The sequence below is a fragment of the Inquilinus sp. OTU3971 genome (assembly GCF_038440215.1).
On the sequence record NZ_JASATH010000026.1, the window covers coordinates 28,318 to 49,489 of the forward strand.

Sequence of the window (21,172 nt, forward strand, 5' to 3'; positions counted from 1 at the left end):
ACGGCAGGCCCGGCCATGTTATGGACCGGTCACATGGTTGACAGATTTCGCGGTCGGTTGCGGATCCGCTTCACGGCGCCCCGGCCGGGGCGGCTTGGCGCCCTCCGCCTTCTTCAGCCGCCCTGCCCTATTGCGGCCGCAGCCGGAAATCGTGACCTTCCGGCAAGGTCTGGCCGCCATCGACGACGATGGTGGTGCCGGTGATATAGGCGGCGTCGTCCGAGGCCAGGAAGGCCACCGCAGCCGCGACGTCCTGCGGCGTGCCGAGCCGGCCCAGCGGCACCGCCCGCTCCATCATGGCGATGAATTCGGCGCTGCGGTGCTGCTGCATGCCCTCGGTCAGGATGTTGCCCGGCTCGATCCCGTTGACGGTGATGCCGTAGCCGGAGAACTCCAGCGCCGCGGATTTGAGGAAGCCGTTGATGCCGGCCTTGGTCGCGGCATAGTGGCCGTGGCCCGGGCTGGTGACGCGCGGGCCGGTGATCGAGGAGGTGAAGATCATCCGGCCGCCGCCGCCCGCCCGCATCGCCGGCAGCGCCGCCCGGGCGGCGAGATAGGTGCCGCGCAGGTTGACCGCCATCACCCGGTCCCACTCCTCGGGCTCGATATCCTCGATCAGCGTCCACGGGTAGATCGCGGCGTTCTGCACCAGGATGTCGAGCCGGCCGAAGCCGTCGACCGCCGCCCGCACGATGGCATCGGCATCCGCCCGCCGGCTGATGTCGGTGGCGACGAAGCGGGCGCCCAGCCGCGCCGCCGTCGCCGCCCCGGCCTCGGGATCGGTGTCGCCGATCACCACCCGCGCCCCGTCCGCCGCGAAGCGTTCGGCGATCGCCGCGCCGATGCCCCGCGCCGCCCCGATCACGATGGCGACGCGCCCTTCCAACCTTCCCGGCATTCCCGGTTTCCTTCCCGTCTCGAAACTCACCCGCAACGGCTCTTATACCAGCGGCCTGAGATATTGCCCCGTCGTGGTGACGACGCTGCGCGCCTCGCCATGACGAGAAGGAAGAGTCGATCTCAAGACCACTGGTTTGCTCAGTGATGGCGCGGCAGCAGGTCGACTGCCACAGCACGCCGCGCCCGTACCGGCTCGAGCTCCGGCGCCACTTGACGCCTGGAACCCAGGCGCGCCGGCAACCATTGCTTTGTCGACGCAATGGCCGCCGAGGAGGCGGAGATGGTTTCGGACCAAGAGGTGCCCGGCCGCCGCACGCCGGATTCCCCCAGACAGCCGCCCGGCGAGGAGCCCGAAGGTGAGCGGGTCATCGAGCGGGCGCAGGACATCAGCCTGGCGCGCGGGCCGGAGCAGGAACGCGGCTCGCGCCGGACGCTGCCGATCCTGGTCGGGCTGCTCGCCGTCGTCGTGGTCCTGCTGATCCTGGCCCTGAGCTAGAGCGGGATGAATTGAGGTCGGGTCACGCCACTGAATTCGCGGGGGGCCGACAGGACGTCGAGCGTCTTCGCGTCGCTCTCCGCCTGGCGGGACCTCCTCAAAATCGCTGAAGCCATTTCTTTTTTGTCCCACCTCCCCTCGCGGGAGGTGGGACTCCTTTTTGTCGGGCGGTCTCTCTCAAGCCACGCCGTCCTCCTCATGCATGTCGGCGCGGCGGTCGCCGGAGGAGAAGGCGATGATCGCCTGCAGCGGCTGGGCGCCGACACAGCGCGCCCAGTGCGGCACGCCGCGCGGGATGCGGATGGCCGAGCCGGGCTCCAGCGCCAGGATCTCGTCGCCCAGCCGGTGCTCGCAGCGGCCAGAGACGACGTACAGCACCTCCTCGCAATTCGGGTGGGAGTGCAGCGGGTTGCGCTCACCGGGCTTGATCGTCACCAGACCGAAGGTCAGCTCGGCGCCGGGCATGGCGGCGCCGGTCACCAGCCAGTCGAGCCGGCCCCAGTCGAGGATCGCGGTCTCGCGGCGGGCGGCGTCGGCCACGCAGGGATGGGTGGTCATGGGGTCGTACTCCGGGATCGGGATCAGAGGCTGACGGTCACGCCCGCCGGCGTGCGCTGGAAGGCCTCGAACAGGGCCATGATCCGGGCGGCGTCCTGCAGCGTGCCCTTGCTGGGCGGCGTGCCGGCCAGGACGCTGTCGCAGAAATGCAGGATCTCGGGCACATAGCCGAGGTAGAACAGGTTGTTGTTGTAGAGCTGGCCCAGGGAGCATTCCGGCTCCCATAGGATCGGGGCCTCGTGGTCGCCCTGGATGAAGGACCGGGCGCGGCCGTAGGCGGGCAGCGCCGCCCGGCGGTAATAGGTCAGCCGGACGCCGTTCTCGACCACCGCATTGGCGCGGTCGCCGATCACCTCGACCCGCTCCAGCGGGCTGGTGCCGGACTGACCGGCGGCGAAATGCAGGCTGCCGATGGCGCCGCTCCTGAACCGCAGCGACACCACGGCGGCGCCGTTCGCCGGCTCCCACTCATAGCTCATCCGGTCGACCGGCCCCATCAGGTGCAGCAGGATCGCGGCCGGGTGGTAGATGTGGTCGAGGAAGCCCTGCATCGCCACCAGGTCGCCCCGGCGCTCCGGCGGCGGCAGCGCCTGCGGATAGCGCAGGGCGATCGAGGAGACGCGGCCGAATTCCGGGCTGTCGATGATCGACTTCAGCTTCTCGATGGTCGGGAAGAACATCTTCTTCAGCCCGGTCATGACGAAGCGGCCGTGCCGCTCGCTCGCCGCCTCGAGGTCGCGCACCTCGGCCAGGCTGGCGGCGGTCGGCTTCTCCATCCAGACATGGGCGCCGGCGGCCAGCACGTCCTGGGCCAGATCGGTTGCCTGCACCCGGCCGTCCGGATGGTAGGCGGTGACGATGAACACCACGTCGGGCCGCTCGGCCGCCAGCATCTCGCGATGGTCGGTGTAGCTGCGGCCGGCCCCGAACAGCCGGGCGTAATCCGCCGCCCGGCGGCCATCGACGTCGCAGACCGCGGCCAGATCGACCGGGGCGTAGCGCAGCGACGGGTAGATGTTGCGGTAGGAATGACCGCCGGCGCCGATGAAGCAGGCCTTGAGGCGCCGCTCGTATTCGAAATTGTAGGTGATGTCGGTCATGCGGTCATCCCTTGAGGGCACCCTGGGTCAGGCCTTCGGTGAAGCGGCGCTGGGTGGCGATGTAGAGGAGAACGATGGGCAGGAAGGAGATCACCGTGCCGGCGAAGACCAGGCGGTGATCGGTCGAATAGGTCCCGGCGAAGCGGACGAGGCCGAGCGGCAGGGTCTGCACCTCGGGCGAGATCAGCACCACCAGCGGCAGGAAGAAGTCGTTCCAGGTGCCCAGTGCGCTGATCACCACCAGGGCCAGCACCGCGGGGGCCGAGATCGGCAGGAAGATCCGCAGCAGGATGCGGCCGTGGCCGCAGCCGTCGACCCGCGCCGCCTCCAAAAGCTCGTGCGGGACGTTGCGGAAGAAGTTGCGCATCAGGAAGACGCCGAACGGGATGCCATTGCCGACCTGCGCCAGGGTGATGCCGGCCAGGCTGTCGAGCAGCCCGAGGCCCGAGAGCAGCTGGTAGAGCGGGATGACGATCGCCTGGATCGGCACGGTCAGGCCGAGGATCAGCAGGTAGAACAGAGCCTCGCTGCCGCGGAACCGCATCTTGGCGAAGGCGTAGCCGGCCGGGGCGCAGACCAGGATCATCAGCACCACGACTGCGGCGACATTGACCAAGCTGTTCAGGATCAGCTCGCCGAACGACCCGATCCGCCAGGCGTCGACGTAATTGGCCCACATCAGCCGGTCGGGCGCCGAGAACGGATCGGCGGTGGCGATCTCCGCCTCGGTCTTCAGGCTGGAGGCGAGCAGCCACAGGAACGGCCCCAGCAGGAAGGCGAGCGGCGGCAGCAGGCCGAGCGCCCGCCAGCGGTCGGAGCGGCGACGGCTCATCGCACCCGCTCCCGCCAGCGGTTGAAGCCGACGGTGATGGCGATCGCCATCAGGCTGAGCACGACGCAAAGCGCCGCGGCGCGGCCGTGGTCCTGCAGCTGGAAGGCCAGCTTGTAGATGTAGGTGGTCAGCAGCTCGCTGCGGTAGAACGGCCCGCCCTGGGTCATCACCCAGATCGTGGCGAAGCCCTTCAGCCCGTTGATCAGGGCCAGCGAGGCAACGAAGGTCATGACCTCGCGCAGCCCCGGGATGGTGACGTGGCGCAGCTTCTGGAAGGCGGTGGCGCCGTCGACCTCCGCCGCGTCGTACAGGGTGCGGTCGATGCCCTGCAGACCGGCGATGAACAGCAGCATATACAGGCCGAAGCCCTGCCAGCTGCTGGCGATGTTGATCGAAAACAGCACCAGGAACGGCTCCGACAGCCAGCCCCGGGCCAGGCTGTCCAGGCCGAGGGTGTAGAGGGCGCCGTTGATCAGGCCGAAATAGGGGTCGTAGATCTTGCTCCAGATCACGCCGACCACCGCCAGCGACACCACATGCGGCAGGAAGAAGGCGCAGCGATAGAAGATCCGCCCGACCCTGAGACCGGAGATCGCGAGGGCCAGGGCGAAACCCAGCCCGCCGGCAAACACCAGGTGCAGAACCAGCCAGACCACGGTCTGGCGCAGCGCCTGCCAGAAGATCGGGTCGCCGGCCAGCCGGGTGTAGTTCTGCAGGCCCCCGCCCGCGGCGGCCCCGGCGCCGGTGTCGGACGCGGTGACGCTGAGCCGCAGCGTCTCCGCGATCGGCAGCAGGGTGAACAGGGCGTAGAGGCCGACCGCCGGGAGCAGGAAGGGGATGGCGGCCCGCAGCCCCTCCCCGCCCGGCCGGGCGGTCTTGGCCAGCAGCCGCCGCCCGCCACGCACCCGCCGCGCCGCGCTGTCGGGCAGCACCGTCACTTCGCCGCCTGCTGCATCTGGCCGTCGATCTGCGCCATGCCCGCCTCGGCCCCGATCTGGCCGCCGATCAGGCCCTGGATGACCTGCATGTAGGCCTCCAGGACATTGCCGGGCATGTAGACGCTGGGGTTGTAGCCGACGCCCTTGTCGGCCGCGGCGAAGACGCTGGCCAGCACCGGCTGGGTCGGCTTCAGGCCGGAAAGGGCCCGCGGATAGACCATCCAGCTGCTGGCATGCGAGGCCCGCCGGGTCATCACCGCGTCCGACAGGATGTAGTCGAGCCATTTCAGGGCTAGGTCGGGGTGGCGCGACGTCTTCGGCAGCATCCAGCTCCAGCCCACGCCGCCGGTGGCGAGGGATTCGCCGGCGATGTCCGACGGCATCGTCGCGTAGCCGGCATTGGCCATGTCGAAGCCGGCCTTGCGGGCGTTGTTGGTGAACCAGGGTCCGGCCACCATCATCGCCGCGCGCTTGGTGAACCAGAGCCGGGCGGCGGCGTCGAGGTCGAGCCCGACCATCTGCGGCTGAACATAGTCGGCGGCGACCAGGTCGACCAGGCGCTGCGCGCCCTTGACCATGGCCGGGTCGGTCCAGGGCCGCTTGCCGGACAGGACCTCGCCGACGACCTGCCGGCCGGCCGACACCTGCAGCAGGTTGCCGAACAGATGGCCGCCATTGGCGTTGTTGCGGGGACCGACGGTCAGCGGCTGGATGCCCGCCTGCTTGATCTCGCCCAGCAGCTTGAGGAAGCCCTCGTAGGTGTCCGGCATGGTCCAGCCATGCTCGGCGAACATGTCCTTGTGGTAGAACACGCCGATGACGTCGAGCCCGTCCGGGATCTCGTAGATCTCGCCGCCGAACTGCCCCTTCAGCGTGTCGTTGAGCCAGGGATACAGCTGCGCCCTCCAGCCGCGCTCGTCGTAATAGCGGGTCAGCGGCACCACCAGCCCGGCCTTGGCGACGATGCCGACCCGGCCGACGCCGGAATTGGTCAGCACCAGGTCGGGCCCGGCATCGGACTGGATCGCCGCCTGCACGGCGCCGTTCGAGATGGTGCCGGTCGGCACCATGAACTCCACCGTCACGCCCGGATTGGCCCTCTCGAAATCGGCCTTCAGGCCGGTCCAGAGATCGGCGATCAGCGGGTCGGTGATCTGCTCCGGCCCCCAGATCTTGAGGATTTCCGCCTTGGCCGGCGCGAGGCCGGCGGCGATGGCGGTGGCGGCGACGGCCAGCCACAGGCCGAGACGTCTCAGCATTCCCAGATCCTCCCTTGTTGATCGGGCCGCACCTCTTGGCGGGCCGGCCCGACACGATCAGCCGGCGTCGGCCATCATCTGCGCCATCACGGACTGGCGGACATCGGCGATGTGCTCCGCCATCAGCCGGGCGGCGAGGCCGGCATCGCGCTGGCGGAAGGCGCCGAGGATGCGGTCACGCTCGTCCGCCGCGCGTTCGGCGAAATCCCGGCTGCGGTTGGCGATCACCCGGCACATCTGGATCTGCAGCGCCAGGCGCGACAGCGTGTCGACCAAAGCGTGGTTGTCCGACAGCTCGGCGATGAATTCATGGAAGCGCCGGTCCTCGGCGGCATAGGCGGCCATGTCGTCCGACCGCAGCGCCTGGACGGCGCGATCGAGCATCGCGGACAGCCGGTCGATGTCGGCGTCCGATGCGCGCTCGACCGCCCGCCTGGCGGCCATCGCCTCCAGCGTCTCGCGCAGATCGTACAGGTCCTCGACATCCTTGCGCGACAGCTGGCGCACGAAGAAGCCGCGATAGGGCCGGATCTCGATCAGCCCCTCCCGCTCCAGCGTGCCGATCGCCTCGCGGAACGGGGTGCGGCTGGTCGACAGCCGCTCGACCAGCTTCTTCTCGTCGATCGCGGCCCCGGCCGGCAGCTCGCCGCTGACGATCATGCGGACGAGCTCGTCTCGGATCCGCTCGCGGAGGGTGAGGTGTTTTTCAGCGCTCATAGGGGCAACCCTATCCGGCTTGTGAAAAATACACAATATGCAATATGCTTTTGGCAAGCGAAGGACTGGGAGGGAAAGACATGGCGGTGCTGGTGATCGGGACCTGCGACACGAAGGCGGCGGAGCTGGCCTATGCCCGCGACTGTATCCGGGCGGCCGGCGTGGCGGCGCAGCTGGTCGATGTCGGCACCCGTGCCGGCGGCGAAGAGGCCGACGTATCGGCGGCCGAGGTCGCCGGCCACCACCCGGACGGCGCCGCCGCGGTGCTCGGCGCCACCGACCGCGGCGTGGCGGTAACGGCGATGGCGGCCGCGCTGACGCGCTACCTGGCGACGCGCGACGACATCGACGCCGTGCTGGGGCTGGGCGGCACCGGCAACACCGCGCTGGTCACGGCGGCGCTGCGCGCCTTGCCGGTCGGCCTGCCGAAGCTGATGGTGTCGACCGTCGCCTCCGGCAATGTCGCGCCCTATGTCGGAGCGACGGACATCACCATGATGCATTCGGTGGTCGACATCGCCGGGCTGAACGCGATCAGCCGGCGGGTGATCGCCAATGCCGCCCATGCCGTCGCCGGAATGGCGACATGGCGGGCTGCGTCCGGCGTGGGCGACCGGCCGGCGATCGGCATGACAATGTTCGGCGTCACCACGCCCTGCGTCACCGAGATCCGCCGCCTGCTGGAGCGGGACCATGACTGCCTGGTGTTCCACGCGACCGGCACCGGCGGCCAGTCGATGGAGAAGCTGGCCGATGGCGGCTTCCTGCGCGGCGTGATCGACGCCACCACCACCGAGGTCGCGGACTATCTGGTCGGCGGCGTCTTCGCCTGCAGCGAGGACCGGTTCGGCGCGATCGCCCGCACCGGCCTGCCCTATGTCGGCTCGACCGGCGCTGCCGACATGGTGAATTTCGGGGCGATGGAGACCGTGCCGGAGAAATTCCGCGGCCGCCGCCTGCATGTCCACAACGCCCAGGTGACGCTGATGCGGACGACGGCGGAGGAGAATGCGGCGATCGGCGCCTGGATCGCCGCGCGGCTCAACCTCTGCGACGGGCCGGTGCGCTTCCTGCTGCCGCTCGGCGGCGTCTCGGCCATCGACGCGCCGGGCCAGCCCTTCCACGACCCGGCCGCCGACAAGGCCCTGTTCCAGGCGCTGCGCCGCGATTTGCGGCAGACCGCCGACCGGCAGTTGATCGAGCTGCCGCTGCACATCAACGATCCGGAGTTCGCGGCCGCCTTGGTGCGCGAGTTCCGGTCGATTGCCCATCACTGAGGACGCCGCCATGACCCGTTTCGCCCGCGCCGACCTTCTCGCCAAGTTCCACGACATGGTCGAACGGCGCGAGCCGATCGTCGGCGGCGGCGCCGGCACCGGCCTCTCCGCCAAATGCGAGGAGGCCGGCGGCATCGACCTGATCGTGATCTACAATTCCGGCCGCTACCGCATGGCCGGCCGCGGCTCGCTGGCCGGCCTCCTGGCTTATGGCAATGCCAACGAGATCGTGGTCGAGATGGCCCGCGAGGTGCTGCCGGTGGTGAAGCGGACTCCGGTCATCGCCGGGGTCAACGGCACCGACCCGTTCCTGCTCACCGACCATTTCCTCGGCCAGCTCAAGGCCATGGGCTTCGCCGGGGTACAGAATTTCCCGACCGTCGGCCTGATCGACGGCACCTTCCGCCAGAACCTGGAGGAAACCGGGATGGGCTACGGCCTGGAGGTCGAGATGATCGCCCGCGCCCATGCGCTGGACCTGCTGACCACGCCCTATGTGTTCTCGGCCGCGGAGGCGGTGGCGATGGCCGAGGCCGGGGCCGACATCATCGTGCCGCATATGGGCCTGACCACCGGCGGGTCGATCGGCGCCGAGACCGCCAAGACCCTGGACGACTGCGTCGCCCTGGTCGACGAGTGGGCGGCGACGGCGCTGGCGGTGCGGCCGGACATCATCGTGCTGTGCCATGGCGGCCCGATCGCGATGCCGGAGGACGCGGCCTACGTCCTGCAGCGCTGCCGCCACTGCCACGGCTTCTACGGCGCCAGCTCGATGGAACGGCTGCCGACCGAACAGGCCCTCACCGCCCAGACCCGAGCCTTCAAGCAGGTCTCGTTCTGACGGACCAGGCCTACTCCGCCGCGCTGACGCGCCGGGTGACGGTGAAGCGGCGGTCGAGGTCGGGGCTGAGCTCGAGGCCCAGCCCGGGCCCCGGCGGCACGGTGATCATGCCGTTCGTCACCTCCGGCACGGCGGTGACCAGGTCGCGGTACCAGGTGCGGTAGAAGGCCCGGACGCTCTCCTGCACCAGCGCGTTGGTCGCGTTCAGCGACAGATGGGTGGAGGCAGCCAGCACCACCGGCCCGGTGCAATCATGCGGCGCCACCGGCAGGCGCCAGGCCTCGGCCATGGCGGCGATCTTTCTGGCTTCGGAGAGGCCGCCGCACCAGGACAGGTCGAGCATCACGATGCCGGCCGCGTCGGTCTGCAGCAGGTCGCGGAAGCGCCAGCGCGTGGCCAGCGTCTCCGAGGCGCAGACCGGCGCGATCGACGCCTCGCTGTAGCGCTTCAGGTCGGCCAGCGAGTCCATCCGGATCGGGTCTTCGTGCCAGAAGGTGCCGTAGGGCGCGAGCGCACGCGCGATCTGCATGGCCGGCAGCAGCTGCCACATCGAGTGGAACTCGACCATGATGTCGATCTTGTCGCCGACCCGCCTGCGGATCTTCTCGAAGGGCTGCAGCGCGGCTTTGAGGTCCTCGGCGCTGATGTACTGGCCGCCGGTCTTCTCCGCCGCCACGTCGAAGGGCCAGATCTTCATCGCCGTGATGCCCTCGCCGAGCAGATCCTCGGCGAGGTCGTCGGCGCGGGTCAGGAAGGCGTCGAGATCGGCATAGCGGGTGGGATCCTTGTCCAGCCCGTAATTGGCGACGGCCTGGCCACCCTCCTTCATGTAGGCGGTGCCGGCGCAGGTGTTATAGGTGCGGATCTCCTGGCGGGTGAAGCCGCCGAGCAGCTGGGCGATCGGTTGGCCGGTGGCCTTGCCGAACAGGTCCCACAGGGCGATGTCGACCGCCGAGTTGCCGCGCATCTCGACGCCGGTCGAGGCGAAGCCGACATAGGGGATCAGCGCCTGCGAGATCCGGTCGATCGCCAGCGCGTCCCGGCCGAGCAGCAGCGGTGCCGCGGTCTCGTGCAGATAGGCCTCGACCGCGGCCGCGCCGAAGAAGGTCTCGCCCAGCCCGACCAGCCCGTCATCGCCATGGACCTGGACCCAGCAGAGTTGGGGGTGCTGCTTGACCCGGATGGTCTCGATCCTGCTGATCTTCATCGTCATCGCCCAGTTGCTGCCGCCGGCAAGCAGCATCTGGGCCCGGGCTCCGACCCGGTGTCAATGCGCCGATCACCGGCTGATATCGATCGTCACCGTCTTCAGGTCCGACATCTCCAGCAGGGTGTGGCGGCCGCCGGTGCGGCCGATGCCGCTGGCGGTCCCGGCGGCGCCGCCGGCCGGGATGTGCATCTCCCAATACGGGCTCATCTCGTTGACGTTGACGATGCCGACCTTCAGCGCCTCGGCCCAGCGGAAGGCGTGGCGGATGGTCTGGGTGAACACCGCGGCGGACAGGCCCAGCCGGCTCTTGGCGACGATGCGGTGCGCCTCCTCCTCGTCGCGGAAGCGCAGCACCGGCACCACCGGGCCGAAGGTCTCCTCGACATTCAAGAGGCTGTCGGGCGACAGGCCGGCGATCACGGTCGGCTGGTAGTGCAGCCGCGTCGCCAGCCCCTCGGCCCGGCCGCCGCCGAACAGGATCGAGGCGCCGCGCTGCCGGGCGTCGGCCAGATGGGCATCGACCTTCTGCGCATTCGGCTCGTTGTTCAGCGGGCCCATGGTGGTGGCGGGGTCGAACGGGTCGCCCATCCGCACGGCCCGGGCCGCCGCGACCAGCTTCTCGACGAAGGCGTCATGCGCCGCCTCGGCCACCAGGATGCGCTCGGTCGAGGTGCAGATCTGGCCGGCATTGGCGAAGCAGCCCGCCGCTACCCGCGCCGCCGCGGTGTCGAGATCGGCATCGGCCAGCACCACGCTCGGGCCGTTGCCGCCCAGCTCCATCATCAGCGGCTTGCCGGCGCCGCGGGCGGCGATGATCCGCCCGGTCTCCGAGCTGCCGGTGAAGGCGACGGCGTCGGTGCCGGGGTTCGACACCACCTCGTCGCCGACCTCCGGCCCGTCGCCGATCACGAGGTTGACGACGCCGTCGGGCACGCCGGCCTCGATCAGGCATTCCATCAGCTTCTCGGCGATGATCGAGGTGGTCGGCGCCGGCACCCAGACCATGGCGTTGCCGGTGGCGAGGCCGGGGGCGAGGTAATAGATCGACGGCAGCGCCAGCGGGAAGTTCCAGGGCGTGACGATGCCGAACACGCCCTTGGGCTGCAGGAAGCTGAAGGCGCGCTTGTTGCGGTCCTCGACCGGGAAGCACGCCGTCTCCAGCCACTTGATCTGCTCGCCGGCGTTGCGGAAGGCGGCGACCGCGGCGCCGACCTCGCCCAGCGCCTCGGCATGGTAGGGCTTGCCCTGCTCGAGGCTCAGGGTGCGGGCCAGCGCCTCCTTGCGGCTCTCGATCGCGTCGGCGACGGCGAAGCAGAGCTTCGCCCGCTCCCACACCGACAGGCCGGCGATCTTCTGCCTGGCCGCATTCGCCGCGGCGATCGCCCGCTGCGCGTCGGCGCGGGTGCCGAGCGGAACGAAGCCGACCACCGCCCCGGTGGCCGGGCTGATGATCTCCAGGAATTCGCCGGATCCCTCCTCCCAGCGCCCGCCGATGCTCATGCGGCTGACCGGGGCGCCGGACGGCGCGGTGGTGACCTTCAGGCCCTTGATCGTCTTCATCGGGATGGTCTCGGTTGGAGGGCGGCGAAGCCGTCGCGGAGGCGCAGCACCGCCGCCTGCGACCGGGTGACGGCGGCCTCGTACAGCTTCGCCCCGGCCTCGGCGGTGGCGTCGGAGGGGCGGCCGATCACCCCGGTCGGGTTGATCTCTTCGAAACCGCGCCAGACCGTGATCGGGCTGGGGGAATAGAGATGCGGGTCGGGCCAGCAGGACGGCGTGCCGCCGGCCGGGATCGCCTCCGCCCGCGCCGAACCGGGGAACAGGTGCAGCATCAGCGAGGTCTCCAGCGCGCAGGCATGGCCGCAGCCCTGGTCGGCATCGGGCAGGATCGCCGCGGCGTCCTCGCGGATCAGGTCGAAATAGGAGAAGGCGGCGCTGCGCACCCCGTCGGCGCCGAGCTCCGACACCGCCACCTGCAGCGCGCCGCGGTTGCCGCCATGGCCGTTCAGCACGATCGGGAAGAAGCCGTCGCGAGCCAGCGACCGGCAGACATCGACGACGATGGCGATGAAGGTCGACGGCCGCAGGCTGATCGTGCCCGGGAACGCCAGATGATGCGCCGAGGAGCCGTAGGAGATCGGCTCCGCCACCCGGATCGACGGGTCGCGGCCGGCGACGCCGAGCGCCACCGCGGTGGCCAGCCAGATGTCGACGCCGGTGGCGAGGTGCGGCCCGTGCTGCTCGACCGCGCCGGTCGGCACCAGCACGGCGCCGCGGGCCTTGCCGAGGTCGCCGAGCTCCGGCGACGGGCTCCAGGCCAGGCGGCCGGGGCCGGGCGTGAACGGGGGTGAACTCATCCGATACGTCCTTCATCGAGGCGCAGGCGCAGCATCCGGATCCCGGCATCGGCGATCAGCGCCAGGACGATGATCGCGCCCTTGAACAGATCGATGCTGGAGGGGTCCACGCCGAAGACGCGCAGGGCATTGGTCAGGAGGCTGACGATGACGGCGCCGATCACCACGCCGAACACCGTGCCGCGGCCGCCGAAGATGCTGGTGCCGCCCAGCACCGCCGCGGCGATGGCATCGAGCAGCAGCGGCGTGCCGCCGAGATTGGGGGTGACCACCGGCACGCGGCTGATCATCAGCACCGCGGTCAGGAAGGTGAAGATGGCGGCGACGACATAGGTCAGCAGCTGCTGCCGCGGCAGCGGCACGCCGGCCAGCTGCGCCGCGGCGGGGTCGGAGCCGATGGCGTAGGTGCGCAGGCCGAAGCGGGTCCAGCGCATCAGTCCCCAGGCGCCGATGGCGATCAGCCCGACCAGCAGCACCGAGTTCGGCACCCCGGCCGTCTGGCCGATGCCGATGTCTTTCAGCGTCGGGCTTTTCAGGATCAACACGCCCTTCTGCGCCGCCCACAGCGTCGCCCCCTGCACCGCCACCATGGTGGCCAGGGTGACGACGAAGGGCGGCACGCGGAGATAGCCGACCAGCAGGCCGTTCAGCAGCCCCAGCAGCGCCATGGTGGCGAGGCCGGCCAGGAGCGCCAGGGCCAGCGGGTCGCCCGCATCCAGCCGCCCGGCCATCACCACGCTGCAGAAGGCGACCACCACCCCGGCCGAGAGGTCGATGCCCCCGGTCAGCAGCACCACGAAGGCGCCGAGCCCGAGCAGTGCCACCGGCGTGGCCTGGGCCAGCACGTTGCGCAGGCTGTCGGGCGTCACCACCCGCGCATCGATCAGGCCGAACGCCGCCACCAGCAGGATCAGCAGCAAGAGCGGCGCGAGGTCGAGGGCACAGCGGAGCCAGGGGTGGCGGGTGTCCATCAGCCGCGCCAGTCGGCGACCGCCTCGGGCTGGCCGCTGGCGACGCTGCGCCGGATCGCGTCGTTGACCGCGACGGCGCGCAGCGCCTCGGGCAGCGAGATGACGAAGGGCTTGTCCTCGCGCACCGCCTGCACGAAGTGGCGCAGCTCCTCGTACAAATCGCCCATGATCCGGCCGTTGACGGTCGGCCAGTGCAGCCCGTCCGGCAGGCTCCAGGCGCCGCTCGACAGCACCCGCAGGCCATGGTCGCGGACGTCGAGGTCGACCACGCCCTTGGTGCCGACCACCTCGGTCCGGGCCCAGATGCCGGTCGGGATGTCGCTCGGCAGCGACCAGCCGAAATAGAGCTGGCCGACCATGCCGTTCGACATGTCGCAGGTGGTGAAGATGGCGTCCTCGGACCGGATTCCGAGGCTGGGCATCAGCTTCGAGACGGCGCGTGAATAAACCCGGGTGACGTCGGCGCCGCTGATCCATTGCAGCGCGTCGACATCGTGCACGCCGAGATAGAAGCAGACGCTGGAGGACCCGTTCATGCGGGTGCCGATGTCGCGCACCGTGAACCGGCCGGACGAGGCGTGGATCGGGTCGCCGATCTTGCCGGCCCGCACCGCCTCCGCCGCCTGCACGTAGCGCGGGTCGAAGCGCAGGATATGGGCCACCAGCAGGCGGCCGCCCTTCTTCTCCGCCGCCGCCATGGCCTGCGCCGCCTCCAGCGTGTGCGCCATCGGCTTCTCGACCAGCACCGGCTTGCCGGCCTCCAGCAGGGCGCAGGTGACGTCGCGGTGCAGCGCGTCCGGCAGCGCCACGACATAGGCGTCGGAGGCATCGGCGGCTAGCGCCGCATCGATGTCGGGGAAGTGCCGGGCGCCGTACTGGTCGGCGGTCTTCCGGCCGAGCTCCGCCGACAAGTCGATGATCGCCGACAGGGTCGCCGTCTCCAGCCCGGCGATCGCCTGGGCGTGGAACTGCCCCATGAAGCCGGCGCCGACGATGGCCAATCTCATCCTGCTCATCCCGCTACCCTCTCCTGTCTCGTCAGGCGTTGCGCCTCGGCGCTGCGGCCGAAGGCCAGTGCCATCACCTCGGTCTCGGTCGCGCCGCGCGGCAGCTCGCCGGCGGTGCGGCCCTCATGCATCACCACGATGCGGTCGGCGACGCCCAGCACCTCGGGCAGCTCGCTCGACACCATCAGGATCCCGGCGCCCTGCGCCTTCAGCTCGGCGATCAAAGCGTGCAGCTCCGACTTCGCGCCGACATCGACGCCGCGCGTCGGCTCGTCCAGCAGCAGCACCCGCGGGCGGGTGGCCAGCCATTTGCCGATCACCACCTTCTGCTGGTTACCGCCGGAGAGATCCCCGACGCGCTTGCGCGGATCGGGCGGCCGGACGCCGAGCTGCCGGATCAGCCGCCCGGCCTCGGCCGCCAGGGCCGAAGGCCGCACCAGGCCCAGCGCGGATCTGGTGCGGATCCAGGCCAGGGTGACATTGTCCTGGACCGACATCGGCCCGACGAAGCCTTCGAGATGCCGGTCCTCAGGCACATAGGCGACGCCCAGCGCATTGGCCCGACGGGAATCGCCGGCCGGCAGGTCGGCGCCGCCGATCCGGATCGTGCCGGCGCGATGGGCGGACAGGCCGGCGATGCAGCGCATCACCTCGGACCGGCCGCTGCCCATCAGCCCGGCCAGCGCCACCACCTCGCCGGCATGCACGGTCAGGCTGGCCGAGCGCAGCAGCCCGCTATCGGCGATGTCCTCGACCGCCACCAGCAGCTCGCCACGCGGCACCGGCCGGTGCGGGAAGACATTGCCGATGTCGCGGCCGACCATCATCCCGATCAGAGCCGGCTCGTCGAGGTCGCGGATCGCGCGGTCGCCGACGAATCGGCCGTCGCGCAGCACCACGGCGCGGTCGGCCAGGGTGAAGATCTCCTCCATCTTGTGCGAGATGTAGAGGATGGCGCAGCCGATCCCCTTCATCCGGCCGATCAGCTCGTAGAGCCGATCACGCTCGCGGGTCGACAGGGCGCTGGTCGGCTCGTCCATGATCACCAGCCAGGCCTCGGACAGCATCGACTTGGCGATCTCGACCATCTGGCGCTGGCCGACGGTGAGGGTGCCGACCCGGACGTCGGGCCGGAGGCCGAGACCGAACTGGTCGATCACCTCCTGCGCCTTGCGCCGCATCTCGGCCCGGCGCAGGGCGATGATGCCGGGCTCGCGCCCCAGGAACAGATTCTCGGCCACGGTCAGGTCGGGCACCAGGCTGAAATGCTGGTGGATCACGGCGATGCCGGCGGCCGCCGCCTCGGCCGGGGTGCGCAGCCGCACCGGCCTTCCGTCCAGGATCAGCCCGCCCTCGTCCGGCTGGTGCACGCCGGACAGGCACTTGACCAAGGTCGACTTGCCGGCGCCGTTCTCGCCCGCCAGCGCCACCACCTCGCCGGCGCGGATGTCGAAGGCCACGCCCTCCAGCGCCTTGACGCCGGGGAAGAGCTTGCCGAGGCCGACGATGCGCAGCTCGTGCCGGTCCAGCCGGCGCGGCACGGCCTGGGCCGCCTCCTCCGCCGTATGGGCGGCGCGGCTGCGGCGGCGCCACTTCGCCACGGTCGCGGCCAGCCGGTCACGCTGGCTCAGCAGCACCGCAAACAGCACCAGCCCGCCGGTGACGATGTAGATCGCCTGCTGCGGCACCTGCAGGAAGGACAGGCCGGTGTTGATGGCGCCGAGCAGCAGCGCGCCCAGCGCCGTGCCGGTGACGCTGCCCTCGCCGCCCGACAGCTTGGTGCCGCCGACGATGGCGGCGGTGATCGCCGCGAATTCGAGGCCGGTGCCGGCCAGCGGCTGGGCCGAGCCGAGGCGGCCGATGATGACCACGGCGCCGAGCCCGGCCGACATGCCGGCCAGGACATAGGTCAGGGTCTGCACGGTGCGGACCGGGATCAGCGAGGCCCGGGCCGCCCCGGCATTGCCGCCGACCGCGAAGATCCAGCGGCCGAGCACCGTGCGATGCAGCAGCCCCCACCAGCAGGCGAGCAGCAGGGCCGCCAGCAGCAGCGAGGCCGGGACACCGAGGATGTCGGCGCTGCCGGCCCACAGCAAGGCGGGGCTGTCGACCGGGATGCTGGAGGCGCCGGACAGGCTGAGCGCCGCGCCCTTCCCCGCCGCCAGCGTCGCCAGGGTGGCGATGAATGGGCTGATGCCGACGGCGCTGATCAAGAGGCCGTTGACCAGCCCGATGGCGGCGCCCGCGGCCAGCGCCGCCAGGATGCCGAGCAGCGGCGACCCGGTGGCGGCATAGGCCTGGCCGGCGACGATGCCGGCGATCGCCAGGGTGCTGCCGACCGAGATGTCGATGCCGCGGGCGATGATCACTGCGGTCATGGCGAAGCCGACGATGGCGATCACCGCCGTCTGCTGGCCGATCGAGACGAGGTTGGCGAAGGACAGGAAGCCGGGCCCGGCGAGGCCGAAGCCGACCAGCACCAGCAGGATCAGCCCGGCCAGCACCAGGTCGTTGCCGAAGCCCGCGCCGGCCAGCGACAGGCGCCGCGCCGCGGCAGCATCCGCCGGTTTCGGAGGCATGGCCCGCTCTCTGCCCTTCGCCTCTCCCATCACTTCCCGACGGTCATGGCGGAGGCCGGCAGCTTCGGCCCCAGCTGCTCGGTATAGGCCTTGGCCGCCGTGGTCGCGGCCTCGGGGGTGATGTGCTCGACCTTCAGCCCCTTGCCGGCCAGCGCCTGGGCGGTGGCGTCGGAGGTGACGAAATAGGTCGGCATGTACAGGTCCTTGGGCATCGCCTCGCCCTTGGCCAGCCGCGCCGCGACGGCGATGTTCCAGTAGCCGACGCGGTAGGCGCCGGTCAGGACATCCATCACCATCGACCCGTCCTCGAGCAGCGGATGCATCTCCTCGTCGCCGTCATAGCCGGCATAGAGCAGCTTGCGGTCCATCGCCTGGGCCACGGCGCTGGCGGCCAGGCACATGGAGTCCGAGATGCAGCCCACCGCTTTCAGGTCCGGATAGGTGGTCAGCCAGGTCTGGGCCGCGTCGGTGGCCTTGGCCGAATCCCAGCCGGTGGGCTGGATGCCGACCAGCTTGATGTTCGGGAACTCCTTGGCCAGGGTCTCGGTGAAGGCCTTCTCGCGGGTGTCGGAGACGAAGTTGCCGCGGGTGCCGACCAGGAGGCCGACCTCGCCTTCGCCGCCCAGGGTCTGGCCCAGCGCCCGGGCCACCATCGACATGTTCTCCTGATCCGGATACAGGGTCGATGTGTTCCAGCCGCCCTCGACCTTGTTGCCCATGGTGATCACCGGGATCTTGGAGGCCTCGGCCTTTTTGATCACCGGCAGCAGGGCGTTCTTGTCCAGCGGGTCGACCAGGATCGCGTCGACCTTCTGGTTGATGAAGTTCTCGATGATGGCGACCTGCTTCTCCAGGCTGCCCTCGGCGCTCTGCCAGGTCGTCTTGACGCCGTAATCCGTGGCCGCGGTGTCGCCCGCCTCCTTCATCCGCACGAAGAAGGAGTTCTGCAGGTCGATGGCGGCGAGGCCGAGCACCGGCTCGGCGGCGGATGCGAGGCCCGACAGGGCCAGGGTGAGGGCCACGCCCGACAGCACATGCTTGATCATTGCTCTTGTCCTCCTGTGAAGCCTCGGTTTGCATTGTTCTTGTTGGGAGGGCACAGCCCTCCGGGCTTTGCCCCCGGGCCCCGCGTTCAGGCGGCGAGGCCGTCCGTTCCCGCGCCACAGACCAAGCCGCACACGATTTCGTCGTCGCGCGGCACCACCCGGCCGGATTGCAGCGCCGCGACCGAGGCGGCGCCGCTGAGATCGGCGGCGAGGCCGAGCTCGAACCACAGCCAGCGTGCCGCGCGCTCCATGTCCCGGTCCTCGATCAGCACCACCTCGTCGACGGTGTCGCGGATGATGTCGAAGATGCGCGGATCGGTGCGGCCACAGGCCATGGTCGGCACCGCCGTGGTGACGGCGTCCAGCGTCACCACCTGACCCGCGTCAAGGCTGGCGCGCAGGGTCGGGGAGCCGACCGGCTCGATGCCGACGATCCGCGCCTTCGGCTGGAGCGCACGGATCGCCGTCGCCATGCCGGCGGCCAGGCCGCCGCCGCCGATCGCGATCAGGAACAGGCTGGCTTCGGGCAGGTCCTCGGCAATCTCCAGCGCCACCGTGCCCTGGCCGGCGACGACCTCCGGATCGGCGAAGGGGTGGAAATAGACGGCGCCGGCCTCCTCGGCAAAAGCGCGGGCGGCGCGGTCGGATTCGTCCCACACCGAGCCTTCGATCCGGACCTCGGCGCCCCAGCCGGCCAGCTTGGCGCGCTTGGCTGGCGACGCGTTGCCGGGCAGGAAGACGGTGGTCCTCGCCCGGGCGAGATGCCCGGCCCGCGCCACGGCCAAGCCGTGATTGCCGCCGGAGGCGGTGACGATGCCGCGGGCCAGCGTCGCCGGATCGGCGGCCAGCAGCCGGTTGGTCGCGCCGCGCGCCTTGAACGAGCCGGTGACCTGCAGGCATTCCAGCTTGAGCCACAGCGGCGCCGCCGCCGGCGCCTGCAGCAGTTGGTCGGCGCGGACCAGCGGGGTGCGCCGGACATGGCCGCGGATCCGGTCGGCGGCCGCCTCGATGTCGTGCAGCCCGATCATCCGAGGCTCCCGCGATAGGGCGAGGCGACGACCAGGCAGCAATTGCCCGGCCGCACCCGTCCCGGCTGGCGGCGGGCATAGACGATGCCGTCGGCGCCGTAGCGCAGCTCGGCCGGCGCACGGCCAGGATCGTGTAGGAAATGGATGCGTCCTGCCGGCTGCCCGGCCCGCACCTCCGCGCCGTTGCGGTGGTGGGGCTCGAACACCCCGTCGTCGCCGGCGAGGACGTAGGAGGCGGCACCCGTCACCTCATAGACCTTCGGATCGGCGCGGCGTGGCGCGGCGAAGGACGGGTCGAGCACGCCGAGATGGGCCAGCACGCTGCGCACGCCGCGGCGGCAGATGTCGAGCGCGTCGAGCGACACCGTCCCCGCCCCCGCCATCTCGGTGCCGACCACGGTCAGCCCGGCGGCGACGGCGGCGGCGGTGGCGGTGCGCGGCTCGCCCAGATTGTCGACCACCACGGTGATCGGCGCGTCGAAGGCCAGCGCGGCGTCGATGTTGCGCCGCTGATGCGCCGAGTCGGCCGCCGGCTCGACGATCGCGCTGGGCAGGATGTCGAGCGACGAGCCGCCGGAATGGAGGTCGAGGAAGGCGTCGCCGCGCGGCAGCAGCACGTCCTGCACATAGGCCGAGATCTGCCGGGTGATGGTGCCGGCCGGGTCGCCCGGAAAGGTGCGGTTGAAGTTCAGCCCGTCGACCGGCGAGGTGCGCTTGCCCGCCACCACCGCCGGCAGGTTGATCGCCGGGATCAGGATCAGCCGCCCCTGGATCGTGCCGGGGTCGAGGTCGCGGATGATCTCGCCGAGGGTGATCGGCCCCTCGTACTCGTCGCCGTGGTTGCCGCCCTCGAGGATCACGGTCGGGCCGGTACCGTTGGCGATCACCGCCAGCGGGATGCGCACCGTGCCCCAGGCGTCGTCGTCCGGCGATTGCGGGATGTGGAAGAAGCCGACCTGCCGGCCTGGCTTGTCGAAGTCGATGTCGGTGAACGCCGTGCTGCGCCGCACCGTCGGCCCGGCTCTGCTCGATCCCACCGCCACGGTCTCGATGCTTTCCACGCTGCGCCTCCTGCGGGCAGTCTCGGCCGCCGTTGGGAGAACGCTAGGGTTGTTTTGCTGATGGTGTCAACATCATATATAAAACATTCATCGGAACGCCGGCGGCGGCGATACAGTCCCGCCCCGGACTCGCTCGGGATCGCTTGGGGGTTGAAGGTGACGGAGAAGAAGGCGGCCTATTCGGCGCCGGCGCTGGAGAAGGGCCTGGACATCCTGGAGCTGCTGGCCAGCCGGGACGAGCCGCTGTCGCTGACCCGGATCGCCGACGAGCTGGGCCGGTCGAAGAGCGAGATCTTCCGCATGGTGATGGTGCTGCTGGAGCGGGACTACCTCGCCCGCGATCCGGCCAGCGACGACCTGACCCTGACCAACCGGCTGTTCTCGCTGGGGCTGCGCACGCCGCGGGTGCGCAACCTGGTGACCGAGGCGGTGCCGGTGATGAACGCGCTGGCGGCAGAGACCGGCCATTCCGCCCATCTGGTGGTGCTGTATCGCGGGCGAACGGTGGTGCTGGCCTCGGTCTCCGGCGAGCCGGACATCAGCTTCACCCTCAATCTCGGCTTCAACCGGCCGGCGGTGGACGCCACCTCCGGCCAGGTGATCGTCGCCTTCCAGCCGCCGGAGGTGCAGCAGCGACTGATCCGCGAGAGCCTGCCGCAGGCCCAGGGCCGGGTGACCGAGGAGGAGCTGCGGGCATCGCTGGACGGCATCCGCGGCCGCGGCTTCGAGCTGCATGAGAGCCGGGACTTCGTCGGCCTGACCGACATCTGCTGCCCGATCCTCGACCGCGGCGGCCATGCCGTCGCCAGCATCATCATCACCTGCATCAAGCGCCACGGCCAGGAGGCCCGGCTGATGGACGCCCTCGATGCTCTGAAGCGCGCTTGCGCCATAATCAGCCAGGCCGCGGCCTGACGGCGGCCGGCGCGGCGTTGTGATACGGGCTTGCGCATCGCTGAATTATCGATATCGTTATCAATATCGATAATTCGAGT

Annotated in this window: 20 protein-coding genes; 4 read left to right on the top strand and 16 right to left on the bottom strand. The window is 70.4% G+C overall.

Translation table 11 applies throughout. From position 1 onward, the window contains the following. Window positions 1–127 precede the first annotated feature (127 nt). Entirely contained in the window at window positions 128–898 is a 771-nt protein-coding gene (locus tag AAHM41_RS09255) for an SDR family oxidoreductase (protein WP_342236240.1), read from the bottom strand. Between the two features lie 282 nt (window positions 899–1,180). On the opposite strand from AAHM41_RS09255, the gene AAHM41_RS09260 reads away from it, so the two are divergent. Next, window positions 1,181–1,396 (top strand): hypothetical protein, encoded by a 216-nt coding sequence (locus tag AAHM41_RS09260; RefSeq protein WP_342236241.1) that lies wholly within the window; start codon window positions 1,181–1,183, stop codon window positions 1,394–1,396. Between the two features lie 177 nt (window positions 1,397–1,573). On the opposite strand, the gene AAHM41_RS09265 is transcribed toward AAHM41_RS09260, so the two are convergent. Genes AAHM41_RS09265 through AAHM41_RS09290 form a run of 6 tightly spaced genes read right to left on the bottom strand, consistent with a single transcriptional unit; the run spans window position 1,574 to window position 6,800 of the window. Further along, a complete protein-coding gene (locus AAHM41_RS09265; RefSeq protein ID WP_342236242.1) occupies window positions 1,574–1,954 on the bottom strand; it encodes a cupin domain-containing protein in 381 nt (126 codons plus the stop codon). Between the two features lie 23 nt (window positions 1,955–1,977). Next, a complete protein-coding gene (locus AAHM41_RS09270; RefSeq protein WP_342236243.1) occupies window positions 1,978–3,054 on the bottom strand; it encodes a Gfo/Idh/MocA family protein in 1,077 nt (358 codons plus the stop codon). A gap of 4 nt (window positions 3,055–3,058) precedes the next feature. Further along, window positions 3,059–3,886, bottom strand: a complete 828-nt coding sequence (locus tag AAHM41_RS09275) for a carbohydrate ABC transporter permease (protein ID WP_342236244.1) — start codon at window positions 3,884–3,886, stop codon at window positions 3,059–3,061. Beyond that, window positions 3,883–4,824: a carbohydrate ABC transporter permease gene (locus AAHM41_RS09280; RefSeq protein ID WP_342236245.1), complete on the bottom strand. Its 942-nt coding sequence runs from the start codon at window positions 4,822–4,824 to the stop codon at window positions 3,883–3,885. The genes AAHM41_RS09275 and AAHM41_RS09280 overlap by 4 nt, the downstream gene beginning before the upstream one ends. Beyond that, window positions 4,821–6,083: an ABC transporter substrate-binding protein gene (locus tag AAHM41_RS09285; RefSeq protein WP_342236246.1), complete on the bottom strand. Its 1,263-nt coding sequence runs from the start codon at window positions 6,081–6,083 to the stop codon at window positions 4,821–4,823. The genes AAHM41_RS09280 and AAHM41_RS09285 overlap by 4 nt, the downstream gene beginning before the upstream one ends. Window positions 6,084–6,140: 57 nt before the next feature. Then, window positions 6,141–6,800 (bottom strand): GntR family transcriptional regulator, encoded by a 660-nt coding sequence (locus tag AAHM41_RS09290; protein WP_342236247.1) that lies wholly within the window; start codon window positions 6,798–6,800, stop codon window positions 6,141–6,143. 80 nt (window positions 6,801–6,880) lie between these two features. Here AAHM41_RS09290 and AAHM41_RS09295 point away from each other — a divergent pair, with 80 nt between their 5' ends. Further along, a complete protein-coding gene (locus AAHM41_RS09295) occupies window positions 6,881–8,077 on the top strand; it encodes a Tm-1-like ATP-binding domain-containing protein (protein ID WP_342236248.1) in 1,197 nt (398 codons plus the stop codon). A 10-nt stretch (window positions 8,078–8,087) separates the two neighbouring features. Next, on the top strand, window positions 8,088–8,918 hold the full coding sequence (locus AAHM41_RS09300) for a phosphoenolpyruvate hydrolase family protein (RefSeq protein WP_342236249.1): 831 nt from the start codon (window positions 8,088–8,090) through the stop codon (window positions 8,916–8,918). 10 nt (window positions 8,919–8,928) lie between these two features. On the opposite strand, the gene AAHM41_RS09305 is transcribed toward AAHM41_RS09300, so the two are convergent. The 9 genes from AAHM41_RS09305 to AAHM41_RS09345 form a co-directional block, all read right to left on the bottom strand. Then, a complete protein-coding gene (locus tag AAHM41_RS09305) occupies window positions 8,929–10,161 on the bottom strand; it encodes a mandelate racemase/muconate lactonizing enzyme family protein (RefSeq protein ID WP_342236250.1) in 1,233 nt (410 codons plus the stop codon). Between the two features lie 36 nt (window positions 10,162–10,197). Then, complete coding sequence (locus AAHM41_RS09310) at window positions 10,198–11,688, bottom strand: aldehyde dehydrogenase family protein (protein WP_342236251.1); 1,491 nt, start codon at window positions 11,686–11,688, stop codon at window positions 10,198–10,200. Further along, window positions 11,685–12,485 carry a creatininase family protein gene (locus AAHM41_RS09315; protein WP_342236252.1) on the bottom strand — a complete coding sequence of 267 codons (801 nt, stop codon included), beginning with the start codon at window positions 12,483–12,485 and terminating at the stop codon, window positions 11,685–11,687. Before AAHM41_RS09315 ends, AAHM41_RS09310 begins: the two co-directional genes overlap by 4 nt. Next, window positions 12,482–13,456, bottom strand: a complete 975-nt coding sequence (locus AAHM41_RS09320) for an ABC transporter permease (protein WP_342236253.1) — start codon at window positions 13,454–13,456, stop codon at window positions 12,482–12,484. The genes AAHM41_RS09315 and AAHM41_RS09320 overlap by 4 nt, the downstream gene beginning before the upstream one ends. After that, window positions 13,456–14,472: a Gfo/Idh/MocA family protein gene (locus AAHM41_RS09325; protein WP_342236254.1), complete on the bottom strand. Its 1,017-nt coding sequence runs from the start codon at window positions 14,470–14,472 to the stop codon at window positions 13,456–13,458. Before AAHM41_RS09325 ends, AAHM41_RS09320 begins: the two co-directional genes overlap by 1 nt. Beyond that, window positions 14,469–17,042 (bottom strand): ATP-binding cassette domain-containing protein, encoded by a 2,574-nt coding sequence (locus tag AAHM41_RS09330; protein ID WP_342236255.1) that lies wholly within the window; start codon window positions 17,040–17,042, stop codon window positions 14,469–14,471. The genes AAHM41_RS09325 and AAHM41_RS09330 overlap by 4 nt, the downstream gene beginning before the upstream one ends. Window positions 17,043–17,071: 29 nt before the next feature. After that, entirely contained in the window at window positions 17,072–18,088 is a 1,017-nt protein-coding gene (locus AAHM41_RS09335; RefSeq protein WP_342236256.1) for a sugar ABC transporter substrate-binding protein, read from the bottom strand. Window positions 18,089–18,174: 86 nt separating this feature from the next. Then, the gene (locus AAHM41_RS09340) at window positions 18,175–19,116 is read right to left on the bottom strand and encodes a threonine ammonia-lyase (RefSeq protein WP_342236257.1); all 942 of its coding nucleotides are present in this window, start codon (window positions 19,114–19,116) and stop codon (window positions 18,175–18,177) included. Then, complete coding sequence (locus AAHM41_RS09345; protein WP_342236258.1) at window positions 19,113–20,177, bottom strand: succinylglutamate desuccinylase/aspartoacylase family protein; 1,065 nt, start codon at window positions 20,175–20,177, stop codon at window positions 19,113–19,115. The genes AAHM41_RS09340 and AAHM41_RS09345 overlap by 4 nt, the downstream gene beginning before the upstream one ends. A 156-nt stretch (window positions 20,178–20,333) precedes the next feature. On the opposite strand from AAHM41_RS09345, the gene AAHM41_RS09350 reads away from it, so the two are divergent. Then, window positions 20,334–21,092: an IclR family transcriptional regulator gene (locus AAHM41_RS09350; RefSeq protein WP_342236259.1), complete on the top strand. Its 759-nt coding sequence runs from the start codon at window positions 20,334–20,336 to the stop codon at window positions 21,090–21,092. The last annotated feature ends 80 nt before the right edge of the window (window positions 21,093–21,172 follow it).